Annotated in this window: 3 protein-coding genes; all 3 read left to right on the top strand. The window is 66.7% G+C overall.

What is annotated here, in order from left to right; genetic code table 11:
* A partial coding sequence (locus AC04L7_RS16930; protein WP_475513482.1) for a DALR domain-containing protein occupies nt 1–737 on the top strand: 737 nt, incomplete at its 5' end.
* Between the two features lie 157 nt (nt 738–894).
* The gene (locus AC04L7_RS16925; RefSeq protein WP_296280228.1) at nt 895–1332 is read left to right on the top strand and encodes a SufE family protein; all 438 of its coding nucleotides are present in this window, start codon (nt 895–897) and stop codon (nt 1330–1332) included.
* On the top strand, nt 1329–2314 hold a 986-nt coding region (locus AC04L7_RS16920; protein WP_475513481.1), incomplete at its 3' end, for an MFS transporter. The genes AC04L7_RS16925 and AC04L7_RS16920, both read left to right, overlap by 4 nt.

The following is a 2314-nucleotide window of genomic DNA, read 5'->3' as shown; positions in this document are numbered from 1 at the left end:
ACCTGGGCGAGACCATCGACATCCATGCCGGCGGCGTGGACCTGCAGTTCCCGCACCACGAGAACGAAGTGGCGCAGAGCGAGTGCGCGCACAAGCACGCAGACGGGTCGCACAAGACGTTCGCGCGCTTCTGGCTGCACAACGGCATGCTCAACTTCGGCGGAGCCAAGATGAGCAAGTCGCTGGGCAACATCGAAAAGGTCCATGACCTGCTGCAGCAGCACCCGCCGGAAGCCCTGCGGTACGCATTGCTGTCGGCGCACTACCGGCAGCCGCTGGATTGGTCCGAGGCGCTGGTGGAGCAGTCGAAGAACACGCTGGACCGGCTGTACGGAACGCTGCGGGATCTGGTCCACGTCGATGCTGTTGCGGCCACGCCGCAGGTCATCGAGGACGCACTGGACGACGATCTCAATACGCCGCAGGCGCTGGCCGAGGTCGCGCGCATCGCCGCCGAGGCCCGCAAGGCCGGCAGCGACACGGAGAAGCGACGATTGAAGAGCGAACTGCTCGGCGCCGGCCGCGTACTCGGCCTGCTCCAGCAGGATCCTGCCGAGTGGTTTGCCCGTGGCACCTCGTCAGACGACGATGCCCGTATCCAGGCATTGATCGACGAGCGTACGGCAGCGAAGAAGTCCCGCGACTTCGCACGCTCTGACGCCATCCGCGACCAACTGGCAGCCGAAGGCATCCTGCTCGAAGACACGCCGCAGGGCGTGCGCTGGAAGCGCGCGTGAGCCGATCTTTCCTTCTCCCGTCGGGAGAAGGTGGCACGAAGCGCCGGATGAGGGTGCGGCAACATCAGGATGCCGGCACCACAAGGACTCCGCCGTACCCTCACCCCAACCTCTCTCCCGACGGTAGAGGGGCTTCTGAACCAGACTCGCTCACCTCATGACCGACACGATCTTCCCGCTCGAACCCACCGCCGCCGAGGCGCAGGCAGCCATCAAGGACGAATTCGCCTTCTTCAGCGACTGGTCCGAACGCTATCAGTACCTCATCGACCTGGGCCGCAAGCTGCCCGCCTTCCCCGAGGAGTGGAAGCGCGAGGAGCATCGCCTGCTCGGCTGCCAGTCGATGGTCTGGATCGTGCCCGAGGGCGATGCCGCGAAACTGGATTTCCATGCCATCAGCGACTCGGCGATCGTTTCGGGGCTGATCTTCCTCGCCCTGCGTGTCTATGCGGGACGGCCTGCGTCGGAGATCCTGGCCACCTCGCCCGACTACATCGCCGACATCGGCCTGGCCAAGCATCTCTCACCCACCCGCAGCAACGGCCTGGCGTCATTGCTGGCCTTCATCCGCGAGACGGCCGCGAACGCGAAGTGAGCGGAACCGGCAAGCCCTCTGCGTTCTCGCTGCTCCGCAATCGCGGGTACGCGGCGGTGCTGGCGTACCGCATCTGTGCGCTGCTGTCGTACCAGATCGTCGCGGTCACGGTAGGTTGGCATATCTACGAGCTGACCCGGGATCCGTTCTCACTCGGCCTCGTGGGGCTGGCGGAAGTGCTGCCGTTCTTCTGCGTGGCGCCGTTCGCCGGGTATCTGGTCGATCACCTGCCTCGACGGCCGGTGGGGATGATCGCGTGCGGTGCGCTGGCGACGACCGCGGTGATCCTGGTGGCGGTGTCCGCGGGCTGGCTGCCGTTCGAGGGCACGTGGCCGATCTATGCGGCCATCGCGCTGACCGGCATGGCGCGTTCCTTCCTGAGTCCGGTCTACAACGCGCTGTTCGCCAAGGTCCTGCCACGCGAAGACTTCGTGCGTGCCGCCGGCCTGGGCAGCGTGATCTTCCAGGCCGCGCTGGTGACGGGCCCTGCACTGGGTGGCCTGCTGGTGGGCTTCGGCGGGAAGACRCTGTCGTATGCGATGGCCGTCGTGTTCGCGCTGATGGCGGCGACGGTACTCGCACGGCTTCGCGTGGAGGAGCCCGGACCGCCGGCAGTCAGCCTGCCGGTGTTCGCCAGCATTGCGCAGGGCGCGCGCTTCGTCTGGAACAACCAGATCATGCTGGGCGCGATGGCGCTGGACATGTTCTCGGTGCTGCTGGGGGGCGTGGTGGCGATGCTGCCCGCCTTCATCCACGACATCCTCCATTACGGACCCGAGGGCCTCGGCATCCTGCGTGCGATGCCGGCGGCGGGTTCGGTCTGCGTGGGCCTGTGGCTTGCCCGCCATCCCCTTCAGAAGCACGCCGGGCGCGTACTGCTGTTCGCCGTGGCCGGCTTCGGCCTGGCGGTCATCGCATTCGGCCTGTCGCGCAGTTTCTGGCTGTCGGCGGCGATCCTGCTGTTCTACGGCATGTGCGACGG

The organism is Pseudoxanthomonas sp. LjRoot204_2 (assembly GCF_056175765.1).
Note: the sequence above shows the minus strand (reverse complement) of the source record. Positions and strands in the feature narration are given on the sequence as shown.

What these genes read in the sequence shown, in the direction of transcription:
- AC04L7_RS16925 (WP_296280228.1), top strand. Translation starts at nt 895, where the DNA reads ATGACCGACACGATCTTCCCGCTCGAACCCACCGCCGCCGAGGCGCAG.